Here is a 23955-nt window from a genome sequence, read left to right as displayed (position 1 = left end):
TGATTAGAAACCTACGTTTACACCGACCATAAATGAGCGAGCCTGAGGATAGATTCCCCGGTCAATACTCATTACTCCACCACCGATTTCAGGATCGTAACCTGTGTATTTGGTGAACGTCAGCAAGTTTTCGCTCATCACGTAAACTCGTGCTTTTTTCATTCCTACTTTGCTTGCGATAGCATTAGGAAGTGTGTAGCCAAACTGAAGGGTTTTGATACGAAAGTAAGAACCATCTTCTAAGTAAAAATCAGAAGGGTTACTGAAGTTTTTGTTTGGATCTCCATCCACTAGTCTAGGGTATGAATTGTTGTCACCAGCTTCGGTCCATCTGCCCAAGGCTTCGGTTTGCCAGTTGGCAGTTCCAATATCCAATCTTCTCAGGCCTTGAAATACTTCATTTCCTGCCACACCTTGGCCAAACAATACCATGTCAAATGCCTTGTAAGCTAGATTCAGGGTAAATCCGTAAGACCAAGTAGGAGTAGGGTTTCCGATAAAAGTTCTGTCATTTTCAGTGATCTGTCCATCTTCATCCAGATCCGCCCAGATGAAATCACCTGGCTTGGCATTTGGCAATATCTGATTTCCGTTTGCATCCACGTAGTTTGCAACTTCTTCAGTAGTTTGGAATATGCCCAACTGTTGGAAGCCGAAGAATGAATTTGCAGCTTGACCTATGCCTGTTCTGGTGATAGGGTAGGTGCTTGCCTGGAAACTCTGTCCTCCTGAGATATAATCAATGTTTTTCCCAAGATCTGTTACTTCATTGTGTAGGTAAGAAACGTTTCCGCTTACACCCAGATTAAGGTTTCCTAGTTGCTTTCTGTAACCCAGTTCCAATTCAACACCCTTGTTCATCAAGTCAGCAACGTTCGCTGCAGGGTTTGAAATCGCTCCCACATAAGAAGGAATTCGCGGGTTTTGAAGGATGCCAGTCGTAACTTTTTTGTACATGTCAAAAGTCACGTTAAAATCCTGAAACAAGGTAGCTTCGAAACCAAGGTTAGCCTGGCTTGTCTGTTCCCATTTTAGATCGGGGTTTGAAGGAGCATTCGGGCTATAACCGATCAGGTAGCTTCCGCTGGTTCCGATCGCATAGTTTCTGCCTCCACCGATCGTAGACAAGAATGCAAAATCACCGATGTTATCATTACCCACTACACCGTATCCACCGCGGACTTTCAAGAAATCTATCACGTTATTACTTGGCCAGAAATCCTCTTGAGATACTACCCAACCTGCTGAAAATGATGGGAAAACACCATATCTATTGTTTTCTCCAAATCTGGAAGAACCATCACGTCGAACTAATGCTTCGAAAAGGTACTTTTCGTTATAGTTGTAATTTACCCTTGCAAACAAAGATGTGACAGAGTGTCCAGAACCTTCAGATCCTGATGCAACACGCTGGTCGCTAGGTACATTGTAGTTTAGTGAAGCGTCATCGAAGTTATCTGCTGGAACGTTGAAATAGGTGACGCCAAGTGATCTGCTATTGTTGTCAAGATATGCACCTTGGCCTAATAGTACAGTGAACGTGTGCGCATCAATGCTCTTGGTGTATGAAACCGTATTCTCCAAGTTCCAGTCAAATCCTCTACTTTGATTTCTGGAGAAAGAAGTCTGGTTGGAAACATTTGAACCGTTTAGATAAAATAGTGGAGTGAAGGATTCGCTACCCCAGTAGGATAATTTCGCTCCCAAAGTAGAACGGAACTTAAGTCCTTCAATTGGTTCTGCTATTGCATACACATTACCTACAATATTGTCTGACCAACCGTAATTACCCAATCTAGTTTGCGTATAAGCTAACGGATTGACCATTTCCTGTCCTACAATTGTAGAGATACCATACGGGTTTCCATTAGGATCTCTTACGATATTAGAAGAGGTATAGGGAGGCTGAGACGCTAATACTGGATCAGTAATAACGGCTTGTGTGATTGGATCTAAGTTGATTGCGGAGCTCAATGGTCCTCCAAATTCTGAGTTGGTATTTCCTAATCCTGTAGACTTATCATGAGCATATCCCAGATTCTGTCCGATGGTTAACCACTTAGCCAGCTTATGCTCGGAGTTTAGGCGGATGTTGGTACGCTTGTAGTTGGAGATATCTGTAGCCACGATTCCGTCTTGCTGCAAGTAGCCAAATGAAGCATAGAAAGTGGAAACTTCATTTCCTCCGCTTACGCTAACTTCATGATTTTGACGTCGGGCGTCATTATTGAAAATTAAGTCCTGCCAGTCAGTTCCTTCTCCATAACTTGATGGATCGGAAAATACCGGGCTGTTTCCAGCATTTACGGCAGACTCATTTCTTAAAGTAGCATACTGAGTAGCATTGAGAAGATCCAGTTTCTTGGCAGGAGCAGAAGTACCATAATAACCGTGGTAATTCACGCGCATTTCACCGGCTTTACCTTTTTTGGTAGTAACCAAGATCACACCTGCTGCAGCTCTTGCTCCATAGATAGCCTGGGATGACGCATCTTTCAACACTTCGATGGACTCGATATCAGATTGATTCAGATATCCAATACCGCCATTGTCTACAACTACGCCATCTACTACCCATAGTGGATTATTATTTCCCAGTGTGGTGAGTCCTCTAATCCGGATAGTAGATGCAGATCCTGGTTGGCCAGAACTAGCAGCTACGGTTAATCCTGAGGTTCTACCCTGTAAAGCTTGCTCTACACGGTTGATAGGCATGTTTTCTAGGTCCGCGGCTTTTACACTGGAAATAGCTCCAGTGACTACGCTTTTCTTTTGAATACCGTAACCTACTACGACTACTTCTTCAAGATCACTGCTGGATTCTGCCAGCGAAACGTTTATTTCGGATTGGTTTCCCACAAGAATTTCTTGTGAATCAAATCCAAGAAAGCTGAATACTAATGTGCTTCCAACGGGAGTGTTGATACTGTAGTCGCCATTGATATCGGTGACAGCTCCATTAGTAGTTCCTTTCTCGATTACTGTGACTCCAGGAAGCATTTCGCCGTCTGACTGAAGTGTTACTTTTCCTGTTATTGTTACCCTCTGAGCATGGACAGCGCCTGCCAAAAGAAACAAACAGGAAAAGAAGAAAAGTGTAAAGATTCTTCTTTCCATTTTGAATGGGTTTAAGGTAATTGATTAACTAGAAATGCTGTGATCATAAATAGTTTGAGATTCACAGGCATCAAAACTGATAATCTAAAGGCAAATTTGTACTACAAAACGGTACTACATTACCCCTACAAATGATGAAAAAATGGACTTTCTGGCTCCTAATGGCTACTACTTGAACACTACAACTAAATTTGGATTTGATGGGTGGATCAATGAAGTTATCAGTGGGGAATTGACTTTGTACTTACTCTCAAAAGTGGAACTTTTAGGAATCAGTAATTCGGATTAAAAAATCATGAAGGTTTACTTCTGTATTTATTTGCAGTTTTTTTCGAAGCCTATATCTTCCCACTTCCACTGCTTTCAGTGATATACTCATCAGATCAGCAATCTCTTTGGAAGAGAGATTCATTTTTACAAAAGCACAAAGTTTGAGCTCGTTGGAGGTGAGCGTGGGGAATTGTTCCTTTAGAACCGTCAAAAAATTAGAATGTACATGATCAAAATGGATCGCGAATCGGTCCCAATCCTCGTCTTTCCGTTCTACCTCAGTGATGAGCCGGATTACTTTCTTGGCATCAAGTGTTGCTTGACCATCTGCCATTAGTTCCTCTTTTATTTTTGAAAGTACTTTGCCTCGCTGAAGCAAGTGCATGGTAGTAGATCCAAGTTCTTGATTTTTATAGTTGATCTCAGCTTGGAGTTTATCATTTTTTAGCTGCACGATTTCCTTTTCTGTGCGCTCCAAAGCAAGATTATGCTTATTGCTGAGATGTTTTTTGTCCATAGCGTGCTTTCTTTTCTGTCTGATGAAAAACCAGAAAAGTATCGCTGCCATAACTATTAAATAGAATAAATATGCCCAAATCGTCTCGTACCAGGCAGGGAGGATCTTGAATGAGTAGCTGGCAATTTCTGATTCGTTGCCTAAGTTGTTTCTTGATTTTACTTCGAAGGTGTAGATACCGGCGCCGAGGTTTGTATAGTCCTTTTCGCTTTTATCCGTCCATTCACTCCAGTTCTGATCAAAATTCTGCAGGCGATAGCTATATTCCAAATTGTCTAGTTGGCGGAAAGTAGTAGAAGTATATTCCAGATGAATGGAATTCATATTGTGAAGAAATTCTGGGAGATTAGCCTTTTCTTCTACTTTCTCCATGTTCATGCTATAAATTACAGTGTCCTGCTGTCCGAATAAACTTGCCTTGCCTATCCAGCTATTTGGGCGACTTATACGTTTTTTGTATTGCTCGTAATTGATATGGAAAAACCCCTTGTTGGATCCAACCAGAATGTTTTCAGAATCAATCGGATAAATAAATTCATGTCCACCTATGATATTGCCGGAAAGTTCGGGTAGGTAAATGATAGTGAAAGGTAGTTCTTCACTTGGCGTGCTGTAGTCTATGACTCCGATTCTTTTGTTGGAGACAAACCAAACATTGCCTTCCTGATCTTCCTTCAGATATTGAACGCTTTTTCCACGCAATACCCCTTTGAAAATATCGGATTGATGAAATTTATTTTCATTCGGATCAAATTCATAAATCCCAGATTCAGTTGCTATAAGGATTCTATTTTTTACCTGAAAAGCATAGTTGTATAGATCTGAAGGCAAGCCGTCTTTGGCAGTATAAGTGGTTGTTTTCCTCACTTGCGAAAAATCGTCGGAGAGTTGCTGGCGATAGATGCCTCGATACGGATGTGAACCCCATAGCTCGTTAGAGTTGAATTGCATTTTCAAAAATCTTAGCGATTCTGTGAGTTCGCCCATCGAGCCTCGATCACTGAGGGCTGCTCCTTTTTCTTCGAGCACTTTCATGCCTGTATAGGTTCCTACGAAGATTTTTGGACTTGGAAAAATTGCCGTAGCAGGTTGAAATATCCATGCGCCGGTGTTTTTGAAAATTGGTTTAGTGTGATTTTGAGAAATTTCATAGGCCCCATTTTCATGCCCCATAAGTAAGCGATTATTAATCTCCTGCACTTTCCAAACTTGCCCTTCAGACCCTTCTATAAGAGAAAAATTACCTTTAGATAGGCTCATGTCGGAGTGATGGGCAGTGATTGTGAATTTGTAGAGTCCATCGGAAGTGCCTAGGTAAAGTTGGTCATTAAAAGTCAAAGCAGTATATCCAGACACTCGCTTTCCGGCGTCAGGTTGTATTTCTTTGATCGGATTTTGGAAATCTACGTAGTCTATTCCATCATCTAATCCAATCCATAAACCAAAGTCTTTGTCTACAAAAACACTCCTAACATTATTCGTCTGTAACCCTTGGGCATACGTGAATTGCTGAATCAGTTTGCCTTGGGAATTGATGATCAAAACTCCAGAAGATTTGGTGCCTATGGCATAAGTATTTTTGTCAATTTGACTCACTGCATTTACCCAGCTGCTTTTCAGTATGCTATCAACAGACGTGGAGAAGGATCGCCATTTAAAATCTTCCAGCAAATACATGCCACCAGAGATAGTACTGATAAGCAACTTATTGTTTTCAAAAGGAAGTATGCTGACTATATGTGGAAGCTGAGGAGTTCCTGATTCAAAAACAGTTTTCCAAATGCCATTGGAAAATTCCATCAGACCAGAATCTTTGTCCTGTGCGAAAACTCGGTCATTTACTACTCCGAGGTAGAGCCATTCGGACTTTGAAGTGAATACCTGCATCACCTCATTTTTGAAATGATAAATCCTGTTGTGCTCCAGAAAAAAGAATTCGTCGTCACGATTTTCCACCTTCCAGATGTCAGCGAAGGTTCTGTCACTTTCGGGAATGAGAGGTTTGAGGGAATGGAATTTCAACTGACCATTTACTGCTGCCTGAAAATATCCAATTTCATCTTGGCCGCCCACGAAGAGGCGGTTTTTGGAATCGAATTTTACAGATCGGATGATAGTCTGATTGGGAAGTTGATAACGTTCCCAGAAGTTGCCATTAAAAGTGAGCAAGCCTTCGTTATTTCCAAAGTAGATAATTCCTTTTTCGTCTTGGATAGCTCCCCAATTTTGAAGTCCTCCTTGATAGATTTTATTTGTGAAATTCCTGATTTTGGGAGAGGCAAGCTCCGTCTGTGATATCGCCGGCTGAAGCAATGCAAAAAGCAATAGAAATGTCAGAAGGACATTTTTCATTCAGTTTCGAGAAATAGTTGGTTTTATATTTCTAATTCCATCCCTGGAAATAGTATAGAATCCACAAAACTATAAGAATGGTGAAAAGATTCAGTTCTCTCTTTTTTTAATGGTAATTACTGTGTTTGAGTAATTGGCTTAGAGAATTGAAAAGCTTAATCAAGCGAAAGTCTTAGATGAGGTTTCGAAAGTGATTTTTTTCCTAAAGCTATCCAGCAGCTATAGTGATTCTAAGAGTTACTAAGCAATTACTTAGTGTCCCCTTGATTTTATTTTAATAAAGAATAGTTGTTGAGAAAAATAGACTCTAGCGTCAGTGTCTAAGGTGCTTGACAATCCGTGATTCAAAAATATATTGATTGGTCTACGCCTAAAATTGGAAAATGAAGGCCTGAAAGTATATAGCTACTATCATAAAGGATTAAAAAAAAAGCCATCCGAATCAACGAATGGCTTGTGGGCCCACTTGGAATCGAACCAAGCACCTACTGATTATGAGTCAGTTGCTCTAACCGAATGAGCTATAGGCCCGAGACTAAGAAAACTTCAGGTTTTGGCTTGTATTAGCCGTAAACCTTGGTTTTCGGAGTGCAATGTTACATATTTGAATGCAAATACACAACCTATATTTCGAATGAAAAATGCACCCGATGCAGACTTTTTGATTTTTGATTTAGGCAATGTCATTATTGATATTGATTATCAGAAGTCGATGCAGCTTATCAAACAGGAAATTTCTAATGAGTTTCACGAGAAAGTGGATGGCTTTTATCTAACTGATTTCCATAAGGATTATGAGGTGGGTAGAATCAATTCAGATGCGTTTCGGCAAGAGGTTAATAGCTACTTTGGACAAGGCTGGACAGATGAAAAAGTAGATGAATTGTGGAACAGTTTGCTTCTCAAAATTCCCGCAGAAAGACTCGAATTAATTTTAAAATTGAGAGAAAATTTTCAGGTTGGCGTATTAAGCAATACAAATTTGATCCACATTAATGCTGTAAATAAAATTTTAAGGGAAGATCATAGCTTAGAAAATTTCGATCCCATTTTTGATTGGGTTTTTCTAAGTCATGAAATGGGACTGGCTAAACCATCGGCTGAGATCTATGAGAAAATGCTAATGGAACTCGGGACATCTGGAGATCGAGTGGTGTTTTTTGATGATCTAATCGCCAATGTGGAAGGTGCCAAAGCAGTCGGTATTCAGGCAGTGCATGTGACAGGACCTGAAGTTATTTTCGATTATTTTAAGAATGTATAGCAAAAAAGAATACCTCCGTCACGGAATTTTATTTCTAGCAACACTAATTACTACCACTTTAGCGGGCTCTGAGTGGGTCTATCTGAAATCCGTATTTGGTGAAGGGGAGTCTCTCCTTACGTGGGAATTCTTCTGGAAGTCCATGGCATTTTCAATTCCATTTATAGGAATTCTCCTGATACATGAATTAGGTCATTTTTTTACAGCAATTTATCATAAGGTAAAATGTACTCTCCCTTTTTTTATTCCAGGTTGGTTGGGATTTATTGGAGCTCCAAGTATAGGTACTTTCGGGGCAGTGATTCAAATGAAGGGTTTTCTTAACAGTCGTAAAAAATTCTTCGATATAGGTGTGGCAGGACCATTAGCAGGTTTCGTCATGGCTTTGGGAGTGCTCGTGTATGGTTTTTCCACACTCCCAGAGGCTGATTACATCTATTCTATTCATCCTGAATACGCTGATCCTACTTATCAAGGTTTGGAAGAAGGAGCACTTGATTTTGAATTGGGAAATAATATACTCTTCTGGGGTTTGGGTGAAATATTTGGCGACCCAGACCGAATGCCTGGTATGTCAGAAGTAATTCACTATCCCTATTTATTTGCAGGATTTTTGGCTTTGTTTTTCACAGCCTTGAATTTACTTCCAATAGGTCAGCTGGATGGTGGACATGTCGTCTTTGGGCTATTTCCGAAGCGTCACAAGGAGATCTCTCTGGTGGCTTACATTCTATTTATATTTTATGCCGGATTGGGGATGATCAGCCCTTATTCACCGATAGAAGATCTGATGCTGTGGATTCCATTGTATATAGGCTTTTTGTTTATATGCTTCACTAAGTCGGGGCTTAGTTTGAAGAATAGGGTTACCCTTGCGCTGGCGATAGCTGCATTACAATATGCATTGGCATTCGTAAAACCAGACCTACAAGGCTACCAAGGTTGGCTGTTTTACAGCTTTTTGCTGGGAAGAATAATGGGGATTAATCATCCGGAAGTATCAGGATTAAAGGAAATGGATAGGAAAAGAAAAATCCTGGGATGGTTGGCTATTGTGATCTTCATCCTATGTTTTTCACCTAGACCATTCATTTTTACCTAACCAATGCCCATAAAAAAACTCCCCGAAGGGAGTCTGTTATAAATTTCTGTAGGCTAAAATCCCACCTGTTGTATTTCGGACCTTTGAAAACCCTTTTGATTCAAGGAATTTCTTAGCATTCATACTTCTAGCGCCAGAACGACAGTGAACGACTATTTCGGTGTCTTTGTAGCTTTCCAACTCCTCGAGGCGAGTTGGTAGATCCGCCAATGGGATATTTTTCGCTCCTAAATTATCATCATCATATTCCCATTCTTCACGAACGTCAAGAAATACGAATTTCTCATTATTATCCAATCTGGATTTCAGGTCTTCTACAGTTATGTCTTCCATATTATTATTTAACTAAAATTCTATACGATTGCAGACCAGCTTCCGTGGTAAGATTAAGCACATACACACCGGGACGCTGTCCGTTAAAATTAACAATTTCTCCTTTTGATGAAAGTTGCCTCTCCAGAAAAATTTCTCTTCCGAAGGAATCAAAAACCCTAACTTCATCAAATGTACCCTCTAAGTTGAGCAGCGTCTCTACTGGATTAGGGTAGATACGTATGCTTTGTTCAGCTGCAGCAGGAGTTTCGAATGGAGGATCAAGGCTAATGTGAGGTCTTATCATCAATGAACCTCGAATCTCATCGTTTTGTGCCCAAGCTCCAACAACGTTGTAGAATAGCTTGTCTCCTTGGTCATTTACCTTATCTAGCCCAACATGAATAAAGTCATTTGTGAACTGAGTAAATCCAATATAAAAATCCCCATCTACCTTGATATTAGTATCTAAGGAGTAATAAAGAAATTCCTGTCCAGCTTCTTTTACAGCAATTAGATCTTCTCTTGTGAAAATAGGATTCTCGTCCAGATCTTTCCATACATTGATGTCTACAGCTTGGTTTGCTTGATTGGGATTGGTGAAATTGATCGAGATCCCCTTAAGGTAAACTTCTTGTGGAGTATTGTAAAGCACTGCTAACTGACCAGATCGCTGGTTGATCCCAGCAGCATAATCAGCAGATCCATTGTCGTAGGCAAAGTAATCTAATAGCGGAAAAGAAGTTCTAACTGTATCATTCAACTCATAATTCACAGTTTGGAAGAAGGTGGTATCACCTCCGTTTACTTCGAAAAGCAAGTTATCTCCTGAAGTTAGTGAAGTGATAATTTCCAAAACTGTCTCATTGGAAGGAATGGGTAAGTTTTCAAATTGCCGACTTTCAAATTCTCTTCTTTCCAAAGCATTAGGAACCGGATTAAAAGGTGTATTGAGATTGATGGGGGTAGTAGACATCGTGGAAGAATCACTGATCACCATAGCATATTCCATCGCTCTAAAGCGATTTTCCAGGTTATAGAATTCATTTTGAATGGTGCTCCAATTACCATCTTGATTCGCCTCCAATAAGGTATATGGGTAGGCTCCATAATGACCGATCCGAAGTTCGTTTTTCCTAGTGAGGCTTCTGTCCTTATAAGCTAGGTCCGTGGCAGAACGTCCATCGTTTAGATAAATGTAGTCGATTAGCCAGCTGTCAAAGGGTCCTGATTGCCTTCCTTCGGAAAAGAATCTGAATTGGAAAGAATCATGTTGCCAAATAGGAAGGATCTTTATGTTTTCTTGGTTAAAAATCTCTGTATCAATTCCCACTCCTCCTAATTGCCTCCAGATGGTAACCCAATTTCCTTCAGCATTCAGAATCTGTAAGGTAAATTGGTCGGCTTCATCGGGAAGTTCAGCTCTTCCTGCGGCTTGCCAAAAGAAGCTTAGGTATAGGCTCTCACTGTCTGATGTACCTAGAGAACTTAGGTCGAATGGCTTCGAAGTTAGGTAGTCTGTTTCTCCCTGATCCTGCTGTGAAAGTGAATAGGGATTGCCATTGCTATCTACTCCATCAAAAAGGATCATTCCAATCGATGGGGCATTCAGGCCAATGGTTTCTGTGTAAGACGCGCCAGAAACTGTCCACTTTAGCGTGTCTATACCTTGGGAAAAGTCATCCCAAAAAGGGAGCACATTACGTTGGGAAATTCTAGAATTTATTTCGAAAAAGGAGTGACTCTTGATTTTTTGATGGGGGATAGGGGCAAACTCCACCAATTGGCCATAAGCCAAAGTCGAAATGAAAAGGGCTATGACTAGCCCTATCATTCGGAATATGTGAAGTGTTTTGAGCATTTAGCTTAAAAATTACCCTTAGCAATCCAGAGATCGATTAATTCACCGGTTTTCACTTGCTGAGATGCCGGTGGACTTTGCCTTAAGACTTTTCCTGCACCTACAGAATCTGTATCAATATAGAATTTTTCGCCCACTCTAAGACTAGAACCCAAAATCAAAAACTCCGCTTCCACTTCATCCATACCGCTAAGATTAGGAACTGCCAAAATTTGATTGCCCATTCCATCACCTACTACTAAATCAATTCTTGCTCCTTTAGGAATTTCGAAACCTTCGCGCACATTTACTCCTCTATATTTTTGCTCTAGTACTACATTGGTAGCAATATCCGGCACGTAGACGATGTCGCCTCTTTCTAGTCCCATGTTAGCCAAAATGTCCTGCACGTTTTTCAAATGCGTATTAACCAAATTTGGCATTTTTAACATCGGTGGATTTTTAGCATTCAGGGTGATGTAGACAGTTTTACCAGTTTTTACCTGAGCATTTGCTTCCGGAATTTGCTTTAGAATGGCAAAAGTCTTGAGATCGGTGTTAAAGCCTGAGTCAAGAGAAACTTCGTATTGAAGACCGGTGCGATCCAAAATATCGACACCTTCATCAAACGTGTAGCCAGATAAATCCGGTACTGAGACGGATTCACCATGATTGGTATACATGGGAAGGTAGATTTTCAAAAAAAGGAATCCCAGTAAAACGGATATTCCAATAATCACGACAAGGTTAATTAATATCTTTTTCAAAAGAGTTGCTGAATGAAATACTTGAGAAATTTTAATAGTTAAAGATAAGCGGGAAATTCAATCCTTACAACGAAGAATTCCTCTTATACAAGTGAATTCCTAGGCAAAAAATAAGCCGAAGAGGTTTTCTTCGGCTTATTTTTGATTAATTAATAATTAACCTCCTCGTTTCCCGGATTGTATTGCTGGAGATTTTCACGATAAATACTCCCTTGGAAAACAATTGCGTACTAAAAGAATATGTCTGGTTTAAGGTTCCCGGATATTCAATTTCTTGCACCACTGCTCCAGTGCTAGAGATCACTAGTATAGTCACATCCTCAAAATCAGGCAAATTGAATGCTAAATTAAATACTTCGCGGGCAGGATTAGGATAAAGCACTGACATGCCTACTGCTGGAATTACTGGCTCTGGATTGGCATTCAAGAAAAGCTCAATATTATCAAGATAAATAGGAGAGTCGGACGTAGTTCCATTTTCTACCACAAAGGCAAGCCGAACTGAAGTTTTATCTGAACCAGCAAACTCTGTCAGATTTATGAATTTTCTAACGTAGTCGCCTGGGGAATTTGGATTTGCTTCACCTACAGAAACTGTAGATAATTCTGCTCCACTAGCTGTCCATACTTCTGCATAATCGTTTCCTCCATTTGCGCTTGCGAGCACTTTCAAGGTAGTGGAAGCATTCACTTGACCTGCTGCCAAATCAAAGAAAATACTCGCTTGTCGGCTTACGGACAAATCGAAGATCGGGGTGCCTAACCAGTAGGACTGACCAGAATTACTCGTAGTAAGTTTGGCTACTCTATTAGGTCCCTCGCCAGAAGTAATAGAAGTAAGGACCCAAGGCAGGGCATCTTTTTCAGGGTTGATAGTTTGCCACGGAGTGAATGAGCCGGAGTTATTGAAGTTTTGTCTCCAGGGAACCGTAATAGTGGTCGAATCTACTAGTACGTATTTAGAGAGACTGTCAGAATTGTTTCCATTCTGGTCAAAATTCGGAGCAGAAGTAATGAACTTAATTACATTTTTACCGGATGAAGTAGAGATTGGAGTGCTCACGTTAAAAGTCTCCCCAGGTGCTACAGATGCTCCATTTGCCACGAAGGTCTGAGATCCGGAATTATTGGTTGACCTCGTGAAGAGGAAACTTGAAATAGGAAGGTTCCCAGTATTTGTCAATGTAATTACCTCCTCTTCGGCAGTACCGTCAGAGATTGGCGTAGGAACCAGAATCTCATCCACTCTCATGTCATATTTAAATTCTTCGTTTGGAAGAATTCTAATGTTCTTGATATAAATGTTGTTCCCATAGCTATTCTCAGTTATGAAGGCTAAACGTACTGATCCTAAATCGGAAAATTCAGAAAGGTTGACCAGTTCGGTTCTGAACTGATTATTATTTGTTGGGATAAATTCGTCCAACGTAGCAGCTGAAGTCTCCAAAGATTGGCCTGACTTATTATACGAGGCGTTTGCGATATCAAATATGTTTCCGCAATCCTGCGAAACCGCTACGATTAATTTATCTGAATATCCAGCTTGATCGTACTGTGCATAAGCCATTTCAAATACAAGTTGTGCATTTGGATATTTCGTAAGATCAATAATTGGAGAAGTGTAATAATCCAATTGGCCCGGGGCTTCATAATCAAAGTGCCTAACATACACCACATCCTGTGCTGTGCCAGAAATTGTAAGTGTTTTCTTCTCCCAGGTAAGCAAATCATCAGGATTGGTGACAGTCCACGGGGTAGGGAAGGTAGAGAGGTTGGTCGTATAAGGTAACTCAATCGCCTCTTCCTGAATAGGATTGACAACTCTGCTATTATTCGTGGTGATTACATCAGCCACATCGTTCGTCTGCGTAATCTTGAATTCTACTCTGTTGCTAGTTGGTAAAAGTGTGAATTCATTGAAGTTAACCACAATACTTTCACCTGTTTTTAGGTTAAAAGTAAATCGCTTGGATTCTAGTAATGTACCATTTCTTCGAAGTTCAACCCTACCTGAAGTCAACGTGTTTTTGCCTGCATTCAATAGCTCAATGGTTGGATTGATCGTTGGGTCACAAACAAAGTCACCAGGCTCGATCACACGTGAGATAGCCAAATCGTTTTCTGCAAGTTCAGGTTCCTGAGTAGCTCTGTTGTTGATTAGTGTAACTCTTCTAGGGCTATTGGCTAGCACTACTTCAAATCGCTCCACCTGGCCTTTGGTAAAAATATTCATACACGCATCAGGAGTATAATCCATGAAATTCTGGATCATATCATTTGAGTCACAGCTGAAACGAGTTGCGTTTGCGCTACAATTTGAATTTGAATTATCCTGTAAAGGTGTATCCGCTACAAAATCGTCTACTCCGCATCCTCCATCTCCCCAAATATGACGTAGGCCAAAGAAATGCCCTACTTCATGCGTAGCAGTTCTGCCTTTCGAAGCTGAAACAGCATTTCCACCTATGCCAAAATACCGATAGTCAATTACTACTCCATCTGTAATAGAGGATGATGGAGCTCCAGAAAGCCCAGGTAAATCAGATATAGGGAAGGATGAATAACCTATGTAGGGACTGATTAATGGAGTCACATAAAGATTCATGTAGATATTTGGATCCCATTGTATTACTTGACCTATGGTGGTTGCATCTACATTAGGGTCATAGGAAGATTTTGGACCTACTGTCCGGGTAATACCATCAGTAGGAAGACCCATCGGATTTTGCTTAGCAAGTACAAATTCAATATTTATCGATCCGGCAACTGGCAGGAATTCTGCAGGAGTGTTTGAAGCATCAGCATTAAGTCGCTGGAAATCTTCATTTAAGATTCTGATCTGCTCCTGTATCTGAGAAAGCGGAACATTTGCTCCTTGACCTTCAGGAGTTCCATTATGAATAATGTGAACCACAACTGGTATCAGAATAGGATCGACGTTTGTCCTAGAAAATATTTGTGGTTGGTAAGTTTTGTCTTGAATCTTATCATCGATCCATTTTTCAAAAAATGGTTTTGAGCCAAAATAACCCATTTCCTTCTCCATTTTTTGTTCCAAAATCACATGACCACATTTCTCGCGGTGTGTATGAGTAGAATTCTGAATGAGTTGATCTGTGATATCAAAAGTTTGGAATTGCTGCGCAAAGCCTGATGAAAACACAAAAAACGCTCCGAGTAGGAGCATAGTGGCTTTGTCAATAACCCGTAAACCTATTTTCATTCAAATGATAATTAAGCAACGGTTAGGTTAACAGCTTCAACTCGTGTGATTTCAGGAATTGCACGCTTGATAGCTTCTTCTACACCTGCTTTCAAAGTCATAGTTGACATTGGGCAAGAGCCACATGAGCCAAGTAATTCTAGCTTTAGAACCATGTCGTCGGTAAGTTCTACTATCCTCACATTTCCTCCATCTGCTTCCAGATATGGGCGAATTGTATCAAGTGCAAATTCTATTTGTTCTCTAAGTTCTGGTTGCATATTCTTAAGCTTTTATTTCTACTACCTCAGTTTTATTTTGAGAAGCATTTCTAATGGCAATTTGTCTGGCTATTTCCTCTGCCAGGTTCATATATGATTGTTGGGTGATTCCATTCTTTAGCACTGCTGGATAGCCTGAGTCCCCACTTTCTCTGATACTCTGCACGATTGGAATTTCTCCCAAAAATGGCACATCATATTTCTCAGCCAGCTTTTTTCCACCTTCCTTACCAAATAGGTAATACTTATTATCCGGTAACTCTTCGGGTGTAAAATAAGCCATATTTTCAATAACACCTAAGATGGGTACGTTAATTTGTGGCTGTCTGAACATCGATAATCCCTTATTAGCATCTGCCAAAGCGACTTTCTGAGGAGTTGTCACGATCACCGCGCCAGTCACTGGGACAGTTTGTACCATAGTCAGGTGTATGTCGGAGGTTCCTGGAGGTAAATCAATCAACAGGTAATCCAGCTCACCCCATTCTACATCAGAGATAAACTGCTTCAAAGCAGAACTAGCCATCGGACCTCTCCAGACTACTGCACTATCTACAGGAGTCAGAAAACCTATAGACATCAGTTTCACTCCGTATTGCTCGATAGGAACGATAATATTCTTATCACCTACTTTTTTTACTGCAGGTTGCTCTGCTTCCACATTGAACATAGTAGGGATCGAAGGACCTGATATATCCGCATCGATCAATCCAACTTTTGCTCCTGATTTTGCCAAGGAAACTGCAAGATTAACAGCGGTGGTAGATTTACCCACTCCGCCTTTTCCTGAAGCTATTGCGATTATATTTTTGACTTGAGGTAGAACGGGGGCAGCATCTCTGATGGTAGTCACCTGAGAAGTCATGAATAAATCCCACTTAGGTTCTTTACCAAAATCCTCTTCCAAAGCCTCCAAGCAGTTATTCTTGATGACTTCTTTGAGAGGGCAGGCAGGTGTAGTTAAGACTACATTGAAGCTGACATCAGTACCATTGATTTCTATTTTCTGGATCATTCCCAAAGTCACCAAATCTTTTTTTAGATCTGGATCTTGAACTCGGGAGAGTGTTTTCAGGATATTATCCTTAGTTAACTGCATGAGGTAATCGTTGTTGTAATTTTGCGCAATTTAGAGCTTAAAGACTTCTAAATAAAGAATCGGGTAAATGTATTGTACTAGTGAACTCGATGAGACTGCAGAAAGTTCTAATTTTTTAGATTGAGCGATTAACTTTGCTTCATACATTTTCTTATGGGTATTAGTAAACTTACTACGGACAAGGTCAAAGAACGCATGGACATCGAAGAGGTGATCGGCGACTATTTGCCTATGAAAAAGAAAGGTCAGAATCTCTGGGCCAACTGTCCGTTCCATGGAGAAAAGACTCCTTCATTTTCAATTTCACCAGCCAAACAAATCTATAAATGCTTTGGCTGTGGTAAAGCTGGGGATCCAATCCAGTTCATAATGGATATTGAAGGCATTGGTTTTCAAGAGGCAATTAAACACATAGCCGGGCGGTATGGAATTGAGGTAGAGGAAGATGAAACCCGTACTCCTGAGCAGAATGAAGCTCAAAATGAGCGGGAAAGCTTACTGATCGCCTTGGGATTTACTAGGGACTTTTTTGTCAAAAATCTTCAAACTCAAGAAGGTAAGTCAATTGGGCTGAGCTATTTCAAAGAGCGCGGATTTACTCCTTCCATTATTGAGAAATTCGATTTGGGATATGCTTTGGATGGCTGGGATAACCTCCTCAGTGCTGCTAAATCGGCTGGTTTTAAGGAAGAGATTTTGTTGAAAGCGGGATTGATTCTACAAAAGGAAGGAGATGCATCCCGGGTTTACGATCGCTTTAGGAATCGCGTCATTTTCGCTATTCACAACATTAGCGGGAAGCCGCTGGGTTTCGGAGCTCGGATTCTCACTAAGGATAAAAATCAACCTAAATACATCAATTCCCCTGAGACACCAGTTTATCACAAGAGTGATGTCCTCTACGGGATGTTTCAGGCGAAGAAAGCAATTCGGGAGAAAGACAATTGCTACCTCGTAGAAGGCTATACGGATGTGGTGAGCTTGCATCTTTCGGGAATAGAGAATGTGGTCGCTTCGTCTGGCACTTCATTGACCGAAGGCCAAATCAAACTGATCAAGCGTTTTACAGATCAGGTGACGGTTCTTTATGATGGAGATGCTGCGGGTATCAAAGCTTCTCTTCGTGGGATTGATCTTTTGCTGGAAGGTGGTCTGAATGTCAAAGCGGTCGTTTTTCCAGATGGGGAAGATCCGGATAGCTATTCCCGCAAAGTTGGTTCACAGGCATTTCAAGATTACTTAGAAACTAACAGCCGTGATTTTATTGGCTTTAAAATCGGTCTATATAAAGAGGAGTTTACTAAAAACCCGATCAGAAAAGCGGAAGTAATTCGCGAAGTAGTTCAAAGTATTAGTAAAATTCCTGATCCTATTATTAGATCTGTCTATGCGAAAGAGGCTTCAGGCCTATTAGGTATCGAGGAAGATATCATCCATGCAGAGCTGAACAAAATCCTACTAAAAGGTCAGAAGGAAAACTTCAATAAGCAGAAAGATGACCTTTTTGCAGAGCAGGCAATGGAAGAACTCATTCCGGAGGAGACTGCAACTTCATTTTCTGAAATCCTCAGAATTCAAGAACGCGAGATGGTTCGGATTTTGGTGAATTATGGTTGGCAGAAACTTGGTGATGAGGAAATGCATTTGTGCCAGTATTTACTTTCTGAAACTGAAGATCTGGAGTTTACTACGCCTATCTACAACAGGATTTTGGATTTGTATCGAAATAGCCTTGCTCAAGGAGAAATACCTACTTCCGAGTATTTTATTGGGCTAGGAGATCAGGAAGTTCAAAAAGAAGTGATAGACTTAGTCACTGTTAGACATGAAGTATCGCATCACTGGGCTGATACCCATCAAATTATTATCAATACAGAATCGGACGATCTCACTTTAACGGGCTTTAAATCAATTTTGAGGCTTAAAAGAAAGATGGTTCAAAAGCTGATGGAAGAAGCAAAAGTGAAAATAAAGAATGCTGAATCTGAACATCTGAATGATGAGCAAGTTCATGAGTTTCAGGTGATCTACTTTGAACTCAAAAAAGTGCAACTTGAAATAGACAAAGAGCTAGGGATTGTCATTGGCTAAATCCAAACTTTATTTGGTTACCTTCTGTTTAAGATTCGAAAGCGTGTAAATTTGCCTTTCTAAGTACTAATCCAAACACAAATTTCGTGGAAAAATATATTCTTGATCCAATTGAAGATGCTATTGTAGCCATCAAAAATGGAGAGGTGATCATCGTAGTGGACGATGAGGATAGAGAAAATGAAGGTGATTTCGTATGTGCCGCGGAGACGGTGACTCCAGAAATCATCAATTTTATGGCGACTCACGGTCGTGGACTGATATGTGCGCCTTTGGTCGAAGATCGTTGCGAAAAACTGGGGTTGGAAATGATGGTGGGCAATAATACAGCCGCCTATGAGACTCCCTTTACAGTTTCGGTTGATTTGATAGGACATGGCTGTACCACCGGGATTTCTACTTCTGATAGAGCAAAAACGATCAAAGCACTTGTAGATGATTCTATCGATCCGAGTGAACTTGGCAAGCCCGGGCATATTTTTCCATTGAAAGCTAAAAGAGGCGGAGTGCTAAGAAGAGCTGGGCATACTGAAGCTGCTATTGATTTGGCTCGCTTGGCTGGATTTTCGCCTGCTGGAGTTTTGGTAGAGATAATGAATGAAGATGGAACGATGGCGCGACTTCCAGATTTGGTTGATGTTGCTAAGAAGTTTAATCTGAAATTGATTTCAATCAAGGATTTGATCGCTTATCGTCTCAAGCACGAGTCTCTGATCCAACGTGAAATTGGTGTGGATTTGCCCACTGATTTTGGTGATTTTGAATTGATTGCTTTTAGACAGACTAATACTCAGGAGCTTCACTTGGCGCTAATCAAGGGCAAATGGGAAAGGGATGAGCCGGTTTTAGTTAGGGTGCACTCTTCCTGTATGACTGGGGACATTTTCGGATCATGCAGGTGTGATTGCGGCCCACAGCTTCATGGAGCCATGCAAATGGTTCAGAAGGAAGGCAAAGGAGTAATCTTGTACATGAATCAGGAAGGCAGAGGAATTGGCTTGATCAATAAACTGAAAGCATACAAGCTTCAGGAAGAAGGGATGGATACTGTACAGGCAAATCTTGCGCTAGGTCTTCCTTCTGATAGTAGAGATTATGGGGTCGGAGCTCAAATTTTAAGAGATTTGGATGTAAGGAAATTACGATTGATTTCAAATAATCCCCAGAAGCGAGTAGGCTTGCTCGGCTATGGATTAGAGATCGTGGAGCAAGTTCCTATTGAAATACCTGCGAACGTACACAACGAGAAATATCTTAAGACCAAAAGGGACAAAATGGGGCACAATATTATGAAGTGATCTAATGTTCTTATCTTGATATTTGTCAATAAGTATTATCACTATTCAACCTGATTCAAAATTATTGCGTTAATAAAACCATGATGAAAATTATGAAAAAGGCGATATTTTTACTTAGCTTCTTATTTCTGAGCATTGCTGCTTCATTTGCACAGAACCAATTTCCTTCTCAGATGTGGCATAAGGGTAATATTCATACCACAGACGGTCAAGTTTATGGAGGTGAGATCAAATACGATCTAGATAACAACGTAGTTCAACTCCAAAATCAAACGGTTGAAACGTTCTCTGCTACAAATGTGACTTTTTTTGAATTGTTTGATGAAGTATATGGAGGTGTACGGAAGTTTTACAGTTTACCATATGCATTAGGGTCTGATTATGCGACACCCATCTTTTTTGAAGTGCTGACTGAAGGAGATGATGTAGCATTGCTATGTAGAGAATACGTGGCCACCGACTCCCGAGGAATGGGAGGCTATGGAATGATGGGTGGGTATGGCATGAATCCATTTTATGGGCCACAATCAATGATGGGATACAAACTGGCGTTCAAATATTATTTCCTGAAGAATGGGAAGATTGAACAATACAGCCAAAAGAAAAAAGATCTTTTTGAAATGCTTCCTGGGCACGATGATGAGATATTACTTTTTATGAGAAAAAATCGCCTGGATTATGACAAGAGAGGCGACTTACTTCGAATTACCGCTTATTACAACGATCTGAATTAAATCTAACATGTCCAAGCCATTAATACTCGTCTCTAATGACGATGGGATCACATCCAAAGGGATACGTGTACTCGTATCTGTCATGAAAAAACTTGGAGATGTGGTCGTGGTAGCTCCTGATAGTCCGCAGTCGGGCATGGGACATGCCATTACTATTGGAGAAACACTTCGCCTGGAAGAGGAGGAGATATTTGACGACGTCAAAGCTTATAAATCAAGTGGTACTCCTGCTGATTGTGTAAAGTTAGCTAAGCACTACGTAATGAAGGACAGGAGTCCAGATTTGATTGTTAGTGGGATTAACCATGGCTCGAATACATCTATTTCAGTATTGTACTCAGGTACCATGTCTGCTGCGATTGAAGGGGCGATGGAAGGATATCCTTCTATAGGTTTTAGTTTATGTGATTTTTCTTCCAAAGCTGATTTTTCTCATGTAGAAGAATGGGTTGAGAAAATAGCAAGGCAAGTCCTTGAAAATGGAATGCCAAAAGGAGTTGCATTGAATGTAAATTTTCCTCCGAAACAGAACGAGGAAATCAAGGGAATAAAGGTGTGCCGCCAAGCTGAAGCTAAATGGCAAGAAGAGTTTGATGAGCGTTTTGACCCCAATGGGCGAAAGTATTTATGGTTGGCAGGAAACTTTGTGAATTTTGACAAAGGAGAAGATAACGATGAATGGGCCATTGCGAACAATTATGTATCCATCGTTCCATGCCAATATGATTTGACTGCTCACCATGCAATCACTCAGATAAACAAAGAATGGGACTGGGAAAAGCTTAAGAAATAACGAGTTATAATCGATTGTTTTTTAGGTGATATAGTGCTTTTAGTTATTTTTACCACTTATTAAAGTATCGATACCGTTTGAAGCTGAAATTTTATTTTTCTTTTCTACTATTCCTGGCTGCTTCTCTTAGGCTGTTTGCTCAAATACCTAACATTGATAGCCTCAAAAATATCCTGCCTACTACCAAGGGAGAAGAAAGGCTAGTTGTACTCAATGAGCTGTCAACTTATCTTCGGGAAATTGAGCAGAATACTGCTTTTGAATTAGCTCAAGAAGCTGAACAGTTGGCTCAATCTCTCAAAAATAAATCTGGTGAAGCCATAGCTAAGGAAAATATTGGCTGGATTTATTATCGTCGGGGACAGTGGCAGAAAACTTTTGATTACTCCAAAGAAGCCTACAATCTCTCAATTGAATCGAACAATCTGAAGGAAGCCGCTCGAGTATTGAATAGTATGGGGGCTTTGTACTATGAGCAGCAAAATTTTATTCTAGCGATAGACCAATTCAAGAAAGCATTTGAGATCAGTAGTAGAGCAGGTGATGTGTATACCATGATCAGAAGTCTTAATAATATTGCCTTTAATTATGTGAATCTCAATGAGCTGGATTCAGCGATTTATTATTCATACAAAGCGATTAACACCAATAAAGATGCAGGATCACCCTACTTGCTTTCCTTTTCAAATCGAATCATTGGTGACGTTTATTTTAAAAGAGATCAATTTGATTCAGCAGAGCTAATTTTTGAACAAGCATTAGTAAATGCAGATCAACAAGGGCTCAATTCGTTAATAGCGAGTATTTTACATCGATTGGGGCATACGTACCTTTTAAATGGAAAACTTGAAAAAGCTAAGCAAATTTTGCTTCAAGGAGTTGAAGTATCTACAGAAAATGGTTTTGTGGATGAATTATCCAAAAATCATAAATACCTCGCTGAATATTATAGACAGGTGGGGGATTACAAAGAAGCTTACGAACAACAATCCAAGTTTGTCATTTTGAATGATTCTTTGGTCAACACATCCAGTAGGGATAGAATTGCATTGATGCAAGGAATGTTTCAGGATGATTTGAACCAATCGGAACTTGAGTTATTGATGGCGCAAAATGAGCATCAGGCAACTAGACTGGAATTGAATAGAAGATTAATCATCTTAGTAGGATTAGGATCAGTTCTTATATTGGGCTTGCTGATTTGGTTGTTCCTTCTCAATCGGAATATCAAAAAATATAATGCTGATTTGATTCTTCAGAAGCAGCAAATACATAAGCAAAATGAAGATTTAGAAGCCAAATCATTGCAGTTGCAGGAAATAAATCAAACCAAAAATAAACTGTTTTCTATCATTGGGCATGACCTAAGAGGTCCAGTAGGGCAAGTCAAATCAATTGTTGATTTGCTGATAGCGGGTCATCTTGATCATGAAGAATTTGATGAGCTGATCAATAATCTAAAAAAAGATGTGGACTCAGTTCACTTCACCTTAAACAACACATTGAAATGGTCATTGGCCCAGATGGAGGGTTTCAAGCTGAATAAAGTGGTTTTTAATCTTTATCAGCTGATACGTGCTAATATTATGCTGATCATGCCACAGCTGAGAGAGAAATCTCTCGAAATAGATGAATCATCCCTGTATGAAGATTTGCAAATCTATGCAGATCGAGATTTGATGGAAGTAGTAATCCGTAACATCCTGAATAATGCGGTCAAGTTCTCTAAAACTGGCGATGTGATAAAACTTTCTGTGAGAACTGAAGATGATATGATCGTCCTATGTATTAAGGATCATGGAATAGGCATGAATGAAGACCAAATCACTGACCTGCTTTCAGAAGAATATGTGATTTCTGACTCGAAGCTAGGAACAAAAATGGAAAAAGGATCTGGGCTGGGACTTCAGATTTCAAAAGAATTTACCAGAATGAATGGAGGTGATATTCAAATCATCAGTAAGGTAGGTGAGGGAACCAAAGTATGTGTAACTATTCCATTGGGAGTAGTATTAGTCGATAATTAAAAGTTTTTCCAGTAGCAAGAAATCTTCCAGCGGTACTATATCAGAAATTATTCCTAGCTCTTTCATAGTCGTCATAGATTTGTCTAACTGTGACTTCGAAATCTCAGAGTTTAACGCCCAGCTTGTTTGAGCGAACCATGCTTTTACATCGGCAGCATTCAGCTCATATTTTTCTGAAATAGCTTCAATCGCTGTTGCACTAGTTTGCAGGCTTAGGGATTCTTGATACACCATATCCCTCAATCTGATAATCAGGTCTCCGAATTCAGCTAAGGCTTTATTCGTAGCAATAATCGCAAAGCAAGGCCAAGGACTAGGAACCTCACCAATTCGTTTCATTTCGTTGGAATCCACCCAGGGTTTAGTCGTGTATTTTTCCCATAGAAACATCTCAGGCTTCTCCGCTTGCATCACCTCTAAGGCTCCAGGAAGGTTATTCACTATTTTGAAGTCTAGGTTTTCAGTATTCCACCCTTCTCTTTTTGCCAAAACATAGCTCATCAACTGAGAGCCAGACCCTACTCTGCTGATAAGAAAAGTAGGGTCTATTATTTCGCCCAAGGAATTTACAGGTGATTTTCCAGAAATATGAATTCCCCAAATCAGTGGAGAAATGATATGAAAACCTATCATTTTGGAAGGATTTCCATCTTCGAAATCTTTCAAAAAACTCTCCGTCAACACAATTGCAAGTTCAGTCTTATCTTCTCGAAGGTCACTATTCATTTGCCCAGAACCTCGTGACTCATCCATCCATTGTAGTGTAATCCCTTCTTTCTCAAAGGGCTGTGCTGCTACTACTTTTTTCCAAGGGAAATTAAAATGCTCAGGAACTCCGGTGATTCTTAGGGTTTTCATAGGTGCGATTTTGACTTGGACAAAAATAAGA

General features: G+C 40.2%; 16 protein-coding genes and 1 tRNA gene. 7 read left to right on the top strand and 10 right to left on the bottom strand.

Going from position 1 to position 23955, the window contains the following annotated elements:
- Positions 1 to 3 precede the first annotated feature (3 nt).
- From AACZ87_RS22435 to AACZ87_RS22425, 3 genes are all read right to left on the bottom strand, one after another.
- Positions 4 to 3117: a TonB-dependent receptor gene (locus tag AACZ87_RS22435; RefSeq protein WP_339870318.1), complete on the bottom strand. Its 3114-nt coding sequence runs from the start codon at positions 3115 to 3117 to the stop codon at positions 4 to 6.
- A gap of 265 nt (positions 3118 to 3382) precedes the next feature.
- Positions 3383 to 6256, bottom strand: coding sequence for a triple tyrosine motif-containing protein (locus AACZ87_RS22430; protein ID WP_339870317.1), 2874 nt, complete (start codon positions 6254 to 6256; stop codon positions 3383 to 3385).
- Between the two features lie 457 nt (positions 6257 to 6713).
- Positions 6714 to 6787: transfer RNA gene (locus AACZ87_RS22425), tRNA-Ile, on the bottom strand.
- Positions 6788 to 6890: 103 nt separating this feature from the next.
- Between AACZ87_RS22425 and AACZ87_RS22420 the strand changes: the two genes are divergently transcribed.
- Both AACZ87_RS22420 and AACZ87_RS22415 read left to right on the top strand, forming a co-directional pair.
- Positions 6891 to 7520, top strand: coding sequence for an HAD family phosphatase (locus AACZ87_RS22420; RefSeq protein WP_339870316.1), 630 nt, complete (start codon positions 6891 to 6893; stop codon positions 7518 to 7520).
- Positions 7513 to 8622 (top strand): site-2 protease family protein, encoded by a 1110-nt coding sequence (locus AACZ87_RS22415; protein WP_339870315.1) that lies wholly within the window; start codon positions 7513 to 7515, stop codon positions 8620 to 8622. Before AACZ87_RS22420 ends, AACZ87_RS22415 begins: the two co-directional genes overlap by 8 nt.
- A 36-nt stretch (positions 8623 to 8658) precedes the next feature.
- On the opposite strand, the gene AACZ87_RS22410 is transcribed toward AACZ87_RS22415, so the two are convergent.
- From AACZ87_RS22410 to AACZ87_RS22385, 6 genes are all read right to left on the bottom strand, one after another.
- Positions 8659 to 8955 carry a rhodanese-like domain-containing protein gene (locus tag AACZ87_RS22410; protein ID WP_339870314.1) on the bottom strand — a complete coding sequence of 99 codons (297 nt, stop codon included), beginning with the start codon at positions 8953 to 8955 and terminating at the stop codon, positions 8659 to 8661.
- A gap of 4 nt (positions 8956 to 8959) precedes the next feature.
- Positions 8960 to 10795, bottom strand: a complete 1836-nt coding sequence (locus AACZ87_RS22405) for a T9SS type A sorting domain-containing protein (protein WP_339870313.1) — start codon at positions 10793 to 10795, stop codon at positions 8960 to 8962.
- Between the two features lie 5 nt (positions 10796 to 10800).
- A complete protein-coding gene (locus AACZ87_RS22400) occupies positions 10801 to 11457 on the bottom strand; it encodes a PASTA domain-containing protein (RefSeq protein ID WP_339870311.1) in 657 nt (218 codons plus the stop codon).
- Between the two features lie 229 nt (positions 11458 to 11686).
- Positions 11687 to 14764, bottom strand: a complete 3078-nt coding sequence (locus AACZ87_RS22395) for a M43 family zinc metalloprotease (protein WP_339870310.1) — start codon at positions 14762 to 14764, stop codon at positions 11687 to 11689.
- A gap of 11 nt (positions 14765 to 14775) precedes the next feature.
- On the bottom strand, positions 14776 to 15024 hold the full coding sequence (locus AACZ87_RS22390) for a NifU family protein (RefSeq protein ID WP_339870309.1): 249 nt from the start codon (positions 15022 to 15024) through the stop codon (positions 14776 to 14778).
- Between the two features lie 4 nt (positions 15025 to 15028).
- Positions 15029 to 16123 (bottom strand): Mrp/NBP35 family ATP-binding protein, encoded by a 1095-nt coding sequence (locus AACZ87_RS22385; RefSeq protein WP_339870308.1) that lies wholly within the window; start codon positions 16121 to 16123, stop codon positions 15029 to 15031.
- A 153-nt stretch (positions 16124 to 16276) separates the two neighbouring features.
- Here AACZ87_RS22385 and dnaG point away from each other — a divergent pair, with 153 nt between their 5' ends.
- The 5 genes from dnaG to AACZ87_RS22360 all read left to right on the top strand — a co-directional run bounded on the left by dnaG (position 16277) and on the right by AACZ87_RS22360 (position 23066).
- Positions 16277 to 18214, top strand: a complete 1938-nt coding sequence (gene dnaG / locus AACZ87_RS22380; protein WP_339870307.1) for a DNA primase — start codon at positions 16277 to 16279, stop codon at positions 18212 to 18214.
- Between the two features lie 86 nt (positions 18215 to 18300).
- The gene (locus AACZ87_RS22375; RefSeq protein ID WP_339870306.1) at positions 18301 to 19512 is read left to right on the top strand and encodes a bifunctional 3,4-dihydroxy-2-butanone-4-phosphate synthase/GTP cyclohydrolase II; all 1212 of its coding nucleotides are present in this window, start codon (positions 18301 to 18303) and stop codon (positions 19510 to 19512) included.
- Positions 19513 to 19604: 92 nt separating this feature from the next.
- A complete protein-coding gene (locus AACZ87_RS22370; protein ID WP_339870305.1) occupies positions 19605 to 20246 on the top strand; it encodes a hypothetical protein in 642 nt (213 codons plus the stop codon).
- A 7-nt stretch (positions 20247 to 20253) separates the two neighbouring features.
- The gene (gene surE, locus AACZ87_RS22365; protein WP_339870304.1) at positions 20254 to 21039 is read left to right on the top strand and encodes a 5'/3'-nucleotidase SurE; all 786 of its coding nucleotides are present in this window, start codon (positions 20254 to 20256) and stop codon (positions 21037 to 21039) included.
- Positions 21040 to 21116: 77 nt separating this feature from the next.
- Complete coding sequence (locus tag AACZ87_RS22360; RefSeq protein ID WP_339870303.1) at positions 21117 to 23066, top strand: tetratricopeptide repeat-containing sensor histidine kinase; 1950 nt, start codon at positions 21117 to 21119, stop codon at positions 23064 to 23066.
- On the opposite strand, the gene AACZ87_RS22355 is transcribed toward AACZ87_RS22360, so the two are convergent.
- Positions 23052 to 23924 carry an ABC transporter substrate-binding protein gene (locus tag AACZ87_RS22355; protein ID WP_339870302.1) on the bottom strand — a complete coding sequence of 291 codons (873 nt, stop codon included), beginning with the start codon at positions 23922 to 23924 and terminating at the stop codon, positions 23052 to 23054. The genes AACZ87_RS22360 and AACZ87_RS22355 overlap by 15 nt on opposite strands.
- Positions 23925 to 23955 lie beyond the last annotated feature (31 nt).

Origin of the sequence: uncultured Algoriphagus sp., from assembly GCF_963974365.1 — a bacterium.
In the GTDB taxonomy this organism is placed as follows: domain Bacteria; phylum Bacteroidota; class Bacteroidia; order Cytophagales; family Cyclobacteriaceae; genus Algoriphagus.
The sequence above is the reverse complement of the archived record's forward strand: the minus strand, read 5'-3'. Positions and strand labels throughout refer to the sequence as shown.

Coding starts and splice junctions, on each gene's coding strand:
- AACZ87_RS22435 (WP_339870318.1), bottom strand. CDS start 3,117: ATGGAAAGAAGAATCTTTACACTTTTCTTCTTTTCCTGTTTGTTTCTT.
- AACZ87_RS22430 (WP_339870317.1), bottom strand. CDS start 6,256: ATGAAAAATGTCCTTCTGACATTTCTATTGCTTTTTGCATTGCTTCAG.
- AACZ87_RS22420 (WP_339870316.1), top strand. CDS start 6,891: ATGAAAAATGCACCCGATGCAGACTTTTTGATTTTTGATTTAGGCAAT.
- AACZ87_RS22415 (WP_339870315.1), top strand. CDS start 7,513: ATGTATAGCAAAAAAGAATACCTCCGTCACGGAATTTTATTTCTAGCA.
- AACZ87_RS22410 (WP_339870314.1), bottom strand. CDS start 8,955: ATGGAAGACATAACTGTAGAAGACCTGAAATCCAGATTGGATAATAAT.
- AACZ87_RS22405 (WP_339870313.1), bottom strand. CDS start 10,795: ATGCTCAAAACACTTCACATATTCCGAATGATAGGGCTAGTCATAGCC.
- AACZ87_RS22400 (WP_339870311.1), bottom strand. CDS start 11,457: ATGTATACCAATCATGGTGAATCCGTCTCAGTACCGGATTTATCTGGC.
- AACZ87_RS22395 (WP_339870310.1), bottom strand. CDS start 14,764: ATGAAAATAGGTTTACGGGTTATTGACAAAGCCACTATGCTCCTACTC.
- AACZ87_RS22390 (WP_339870309.1), bottom strand. CDS start 15,024: ATGCAACCAGAACTTAGAGAACAAATAGAATTTGCACTTGATACAATT.
- AACZ87_RS22385 (WP_339870308.1), bottom strand. CDS start 16,123: ATGCAGTTAACTAAGGATAATATCCTGAAAACACTCTCCCGAGTTCAA.
- dnaG (WP_339870307.1), top strand. CDS start 16,277: ATGGGTATTAGTAAACTTACTACGGACAAGGTCAAAGAACGCATGGAC.
- AACZ87_RS22370 (WP_339870305.1), top strand. CDS start 19,605: ATGAAAAAGGCGATATTTTTACTTAGCTTCTTATTTCTGAGCATTGCT.
- surE (WP_339870304.1), top strand. CDS start 20,254: ATGTCCAAGCCATTAATACTCGTCTCTAATGACGATGGGATCACATCC.
- AACZ87_RS22355 (WP_339870302.1), bottom strand. CDS start 23,924: ATGAAAACCCTAAGAATCACCGGAGTTCCTGAGCATTTTAATTTCCCT.